This window comes from Tissierella sp., assembly GCF_052089545.1.
In the GTDB taxonomy this organism is placed as follows: Bacteria; Bacillota; Clostridia; order Tissierellales; family Tissierellaceae; genus Tissierella_A.
The window spans coordinates 1-6098 of the sequence record NZ_JBQDAA010000146.1 but is presented as its reverse complement, the minus strand read 5'-3'; the positions used below and the strand labels follow the sequence as shown (position 1 = coordinate 6098).

General features: G+C 26.5%; 6 protein-coding genes and 1 pseudogene. 5 read left to right on the top strand and 2 right to left on the bottom strand.

Annotation, left to right across the window (positions count from 1 at the left end; genetic code table 11):
* The 5 genes and pseudogenes from ACTHW2_RS09865 to ACTHW2_RS09845 all read left to right on the top strand — a co-directional run.
* Positions 1 to 203 (top strand): annotated as a pseudogene (locus ACTHW2_RS09865) (ABC transporter permease); the annotation flags it as partial.
* A gap of 21 nt (positions 204 to 224) precedes the next feature.
* The gene (locus ACTHW2_RS09860) at positions 225 to 410 is read left to right on the top strand and encodes a hypothetical protein (protein WP_442199297.1); all 186 of its coding nucleotides are present in this window, start codon (positions 225 to 227) and stop codon (positions 408 to 410) included.
* A gap of 32 nt (positions 411 to 442) precedes the next feature.
* Positions 443 to 805 (top strand): DUF1648 domain-containing protein, encoded by a 363-nt coding sequence (locus tag ACTHW2_RS09855; RefSeq protein ID WP_442199296.1) that lies wholly within the window; start codon positions 443 to 445, stop codon positions 803 to 805.
* Positions 806 to 817: 12 nt separating this feature from the next.
* On the top strand, positions 818 to 2278 hold the full coding sequence (locus ACTHW2_RS09850; RefSeq protein WP_442199295.1) for a hypothetical protein: 1461 nt from the start codon (positions 818 to 820) through the stop codon (positions 2276 to 2278).
* Positions 2271 to 2969 (top strand): ABC transporter ATP-binding protein, encoded by a 699-nt coding sequence (locus tag ACTHW2_RS09845; protein WP_442199294.1) that lies wholly within the window; start codon positions 2271 to 2273, stop codon positions 2967 to 2969. The genes ACTHW2_RS09850 and ACTHW2_RS09845 overlap by 8 nt, the downstream gene beginning before the upstream one ends.
* Positions 2970 to 3014: 45 nt before the next feature.
* Here the strand turns inward: ACTHW2_RS09845 and pflA are convergent, their stop codons facing one another.
* A complete protein-coding gene (gene pflA, locus ACTHW2_RS09840; RefSeq protein ID WP_442199293.1) occupies positions 3015 to 3749 on the bottom strand; it encodes a pyruvate formate-lyase-activating protein in 735 nt (244 codons plus the stop codon).
* 25 nt (positions 3750 to 3774) lie between these two features.
* Positions 3775 to 6006: a formate C-acetyltransferase gene (gene pflB / locus ACTHW2_RS09835; protein ID WP_442263751.1), complete on the bottom strand. Its 2232-nt coding sequence runs from the start codon at positions 6004 to 6006 to the stop codon at positions 3775 to 3777.
* Positions 6007 to 6098 lie beyond the last annotated feature (92 nt).

Here is a 6098-nt window from a genome sequence, read left to right as displayed (position 1 = left end):
TTTTAAGCTATATATTATCATTTATAATCAATAATGTAGCTAAGATGTTTATGAATGGGCTAGAAGCTAATATAACATCAATCCCAATATGGCTAGCATTATTTGCAATTATATTTTCTACAATAGTAGGAGTACTCTCAGGATTATATCCAGCAAATAAAGCAGCAAAAATAAGTGTATTAGAGGCACTTAGACAGGAATAGTATTAAAAGGGAAGTGATAGTATGACAAAACTAGAAAAAACTGTGTTGACATTACAATCTATTTTAGTTGTATTATTTATAGGGTTATTTTTAGCGATAACTTTTGGCTATGTGACGTTTAATCAAATAAGATACCTTTTCTATGCTATATTAATCTTATCTCCAGCTATAGGAATATGGTTTTTAAGGGCAAATAGAAAGAAATAGCGTAATAAAAAATTAAGTTGAGGAGACAAATTATGATAAGACACTTACTAAAGAAATTTTTTAATATTGAATCTATGGAAAGGGATGGAGAAAAAGCAAGATCATATATGAAAATAAATATTATTGTGATTATAATTTGTTTTATTTGGAATGGGATTATGCTTTTCTTTTTGCCAGAAGAAATACCTATGCAGTGGAACATGAGTAGTGGTGAACCTACATATACTCTACCTCGATTCTTAGGAGCATGGGCATTTCCTGCAGTATTACTGTTAGGAACACTTTTATTAAAGGTCCAAAATAGAATAAATATAATAAACACTGTTGTTATAATCTTTACAGGCTTATTTAATATAGTATTATATGGATATTTAGCTTTTAGAAATGTTATGTAGAAGGAAGTTATGATGAATTTTAAAAATATTAATTTAACAAAAGTAATCGTAAAAGAATCATTTGGTCCATATAATATTAATTCTAACAAAGAGAAAGCTATAATTATTCCTACAATACTTATTATATTATTTTATTTAAGTTCTATAGTATGGTTTTTGATAAAAAGAAACATGCCTATTTATTTAAATAATGATTTTTTAATTATTATAGGAGTTTTTATATTTTTGTTTTTTAGTATAACTTATTTTCTAGTTAGGTTGCCTTTAAAATTATTTGATTCTTCAAGTGATAGACAGTATTTCTATTTACCGATAAAAATGAGTAAAGTGGTATTATTTAAATTTAAGTCTATGTTTTTATTACAATTGTTATTTAGTTTAATATTGTTTATACCGCTAATTATATCAATTAAATTATCTATAGCACTCTATATATATTTATTAGTTATAGTAAATTTAATAGTATTAACATTTGATTATTTTTTGGGTATTATACTTTTTATACTAGCTATATTTTTACCAAGAAAATTTATAAATTTAATATTTCCATTGATATCTGTATCTGGAGTAATATTTGTAGGAACTATTCTAAATAAATATGGATATAGATTGTATGAAGTTCTGCCAATTGAATCTTTGACTTATAAGTTATCGTATAAATATATAGTGTTTATGATTTTTGTTGTAATATTATGCTGTAGTTTTTTATTTTTATTAAATTGGTTTTCAAATAAATATTTCAAAAAAATATACTTAAATATAAATGTAAATAGTATCATAAATTATAAAAAGATTTTCAAATTAAAGAAAATCAAGAATGAATATATATTTATAGAATATTTATTTTTATGGAGAAATAAAAAATTTTTATTATTTAGTCTTATGAGAACAGTTTTACTTGTAATAATTATATCTAGATTGTTTATGAGTACCTTTAATAAATTTTTAAAAGATGATATGTATTTCAGTATAATTACAATTATAATACTAATATCTTCTTTTAATTTATTTAATGTAACTGCATATTCTAGAGATTTGAAGCAACTAGATAGATTTAATGTATTGCCTATAAAAAAAGAAAAAATATTTTATAATAAAGTGTTAGTAAGTTTTTTAATTAATATTATTTTGTCTTTAATTATTTTAATTATAGCTATAATATCTTTTAATGTATTTAACTTTAAAATAGTAAGCATTTTTTTATTTATAATTATATATAGTTTAATATCTTCGATATTAGGTGTACTTATGGATAAGTTAAGCCCTATAAAAGAATATGATAGTATAAATGAGCTTGTAAGAAATAACTATAATTCTATAATAATGTTTTTACTAGGAATAGTATTTACAGCTATAATATATATTTCTCAAAAGATTTTCGGTGTATACTTTATTGATATTATAAATATAATTTTATTGATTTTTATTTGGCTATTAAATAATACTATAAAGAAGAGGAGCTTATATGATTAGGGTTAAAGGAATAAATAAAAAATATGGTGAGAAAATTGTATTAAACAATATAAACCAAGATTTTGAAAATGGGAGTCTTTATGCTTTAGTTGGGCCTAATGGAATAGGAAAAACTACCTTTATGAATATCATAACAGACGCTTTAAAATCTGATAGTGGAGAGGTATTAATAGATAATATAAACCAAGAACAATTTAATAGTAAATATAACTTATTTTTCGTATCTGATAGCAAAGAAAGTTTTGTTAACTTAACTGGAATTGAATATTTAAGTTTTATTTTAAAAATATATAAAAGAGTTGTTTCTAAATCAAACAAATTGTCCGAAAAACTAATAAAAGATTTTAAAATGGAAAATGAAATGAATAAATTAATAAAAGATTATTCTTTAGGAATGAAACAAAAGATTTATTTAATAGCAGCTTTCTTATCTGATGCTAATAATATTATACTAGATGAAACTTTTAATAGTTTAGATCCTGAAATGTCACATATATTAAGAAATACTATAAATAAATTTGTAGAAGAAGGTAAAATGATAATATATTCTACACACAATCTTGATATCGTAAGTAATTTTTCTGATAGAGTAATATTCTTGGGAAAGTCTCATGATTTTTATGAAGTAGAAAATACTAATAATTTTAGTGAATTAGAGACTATATTTTTTGAGAAATGCATCAAAAAATAAACATAAACAAAAATCTGTGGTCAAGCAAATTGACCACAGATTTTTTTAATAAACTACATTTATATTTTCATTTTTAAATATCTTTGCTGCTCTTTCTACTATTTCGTCTGATGGGGAAGGAGTGTTTTTTAATTTATATTCATATCCAAGTTCTTTCCATTTATATTCTCCCATCTTATGAAAGGGAAGAAGTTCTACTCTTTTAATATTTTTAAGTGGGAATAGGAACTTAGCTAGATTTTTTATATCTCCATCTTTATCAGTAAGTCCTGGAACTAATACATATCTAATCCAAGTCATTTTATCTATTTCTGATAGATATTTAGCTGATTTTAGTGTAGGAGTATTTTCTACGCCTGTTAGATCCTTATATAAAATAGGATTAAAAGACTTTATATCTAGCAATACCAAATCAGTATATTCAAAGACTTCTTTTGATTTTTCAAGTGGTATAAATCCAGATGTATCTATTGCTGTATGAATTCCTTCTTCTTTACATCTTTTAAATAATTCTTTTGCAAATTCTGGTTGGAGTAGTGGTTCGCCACCTGTTAAAGTGACACCACCACCAGAATATTTCATATATGATTTATATTTAATTATCTCTTTCATTAATTCATCTACAGATATTTTTTTACCATCATTTACTTTCCAAGTATCTGGATTGTGACAATACTGACATCTTAAAGGGCATCCTTGAGTGAACACTACAAACCTTACTCCTGGTCCATCTACTGTTCCACATGTTTCTATTGAATGAATATTTCCTTCTATAGTCATGAATGCACACCTCCTACATCTACTTTTATGCTCTTTCGTGGAATGTTCTATTTATTACATCAAGTTGTTGTTCGCGTGTTAGCTTGATGAAGTTAACTGCATATCCAGATACTCTTATTGTAAGTTGTGGATATTTTTCTGGACGTGTCATTGCATCTAATAGGGTTTCTTTATCAAATACATTAACATTTATATGGTGACCTTTATCATGGAAATATCCATCTAATAATCCTGATAAATTATTAGTTCTATCATCCATTGTTTTTCCGAGAGCTTTAGGTACGATTGAGAATGTATAGGATATTCCATCTTCTGAATGCTCATAAGGTATTTTTGCAACTGATGCCATTGATGCTATAGCTCCATTTGTATCTCTCCCATGCATTGGATTTGCACCTGGTGCAAATGGATCTCCTGATTTTCTACCATCTGGAGTACTGCCTGTTTTCTTACCATATACCACATTTGAAGTAATGGTAAGTATTGATAATGTAGGGATTGAATTTCTGTAAGTTTTATGTTTTCTAAGTTTATTCATGAAATCTTTTACTATAGAAGTAGCTATTTGATCTACGTTATCATCATTGTTACCAAATGCAGGATAAACTCCATCTATTTCATAATCTACTGCAAGTCCTTCTTCATTTCTTATAACTTTAACTTTAGAATGCTTAATTGCTGAAAGTGAATCAGCTACAACTGATAATCCTGCTATGCCACATGCTGAAGTTCTAAGGACTTCTTTGTCATGTAGAGCCATCTGTATTCTTTCATAGGAATATTTATCATGCATATAGTGGATTATATTTAATGTATTTATATATAACCTAGATAACCAATCCATTACAAGATTAAATTTTTCTGATACCTCATTATAATCTAAATATTCACTTGTTATAGGTTCAAATCTAGGTCCTATTTGATCACCACTTTTTTCATCCTTACCACCATTTATAGCGTATAGTAGTGCTTTTGCAAGATTTGCACGTGCTCCGAAAAATTGCATTTGTTTACCTATCTTCATAGCAGAGACGCAACAAGCTATACCATAATCATCACCATAAGTTTCTCTCATTAAATCATCATTTTCATATTGTATTGAACTTGTATCTATAGATACTTTAGTAACAAATCTTTTGAAGTTATCTGGTAGTTTTTCTGACCAAAGTACAGTTAAATTTGGTTCTGGAGCAGCACCTATATTATATAATGTATGAAGTACTCTAAAACTACTCTTAGTTACAAGTGTTCTCCCATCTATACCCATACCACCTATAACTTCTGTAACCCAAGTAGGATCTCCTGAGAATAATTCATCATAAGAAGGAGTTCTTAAAAATCTTACCATTCTCAATTTCATGACAAAATGATCCATTATTTCTTGAATTTCTTTTTCAGTGATTGTTTCATTTTTTAAATCTCTTTCAAAATATATATCAAAGAATGTAGATACTCTACCAAGTGACATAGCTGCACCATTTTGTTCTTTTACTGCTCCAAGATATGCAAAATATGTCCATTGCACAGCTTGTAAACTATTTTTTGCAGGTTTAGATATATCGAAGCCATATTTTTCTGCCATTTCTTTTAATTCATTTAAAGCATATATTTGTTCAGATATTTCTTCTCTAAGTCTTACAACATCAGCTGACATATAATCCATATCTAATTGTAATTTTTCTTCTTCTTTTTCACTTATTAATCTATCGACACCATATAAAGCTACTCTTCTGTAATCACCTATTATTCTTCCTCTACCATAAGCATCAGGAAGTCCTGTTATAATGCCAGAACGTCTTGCGCGTCTCATTTCATCAGTATATGCATCAAAGACACCATCATTATGAGTTTTTCTATATCCCTTATCAAATATAGCTGAAGTTTCACTATCTAGTTCATAACCATAGGCATCTAAAGAACCTTTTACAACTCTTATTCCACCAAATGGCATTATAGCTCTTTTAAGAGGTTTTTCAGTTTGAAGTCCAACAATACGCTCTAAATCTTTATCAATATATCCTGCATTATGAGAAATTATAGTAGAAATTATCTTTGTATCTGCATCTAATATTCCTTTTTTTCTTTCTTCTTCCATAAATTCAGATACCTTATTCCAAAGTTTTAATGTGTTTTCTGTAGCTCCTTGTAAAAATGAATCATCTTTTGTGTAAGGAGTATAATTGTTTTGTATAAAATCACGTACATCTATTTCATCAGTCCATTTACCAGTTTTAAAATTTTGCCATTCTTTATTCATTTAGCAAAAACCTCCTATAAAATAAATTTATATTTTGGATACTGGATATTGTATACAATATCTTTTGATTTAATTATAACATATAAACTATA

Excerpts from the sequence above, each read along its gene's own strand:
- ACTHW2_RS09845 (WP_442199294.1), top strand. The coding sequence starts at position 2,271 with ATGATTAGGGTTAAAGGAATAAATAAAAAATATGGTGAGAAAATTGTA.
- pflB (WP_442263751.1), bottom strand. The coding sequence starts at position 6,006 with ATGAATAAAGAATGGCAAAATTTTAAAACTGGTAAATGGACTGATGAA.
- ACTHW2_RS09850 (WP_442199295.1), top strand. The coding sequence starts at position 818 with ATGAATTTTAAAAATATTAATTTAACAAAAGTAATCGTAAAAGAATCA.
- ACTHW2_RS09860 (WP_442199297.1), top strand. The coding sequence starts at position 225 with ATGACAAAACTAGAAAAAACTGTGTTGACATTACAATCTATTTTAGTT.
- ACTHW2_RS09855 (WP_442199296.1), top strand. The coding sequence starts at position 443 with ATGATAAGACACTTACTAAAGAAATTTTTTAATATTGAATCTATGGAA.
- pflA (WP_442199293.1), bottom strand. The coding sequence starts at position 3,749 with ATGACTATAGAAGGAAATATTCATTCAATAGAAACATGTGGAACAGTA.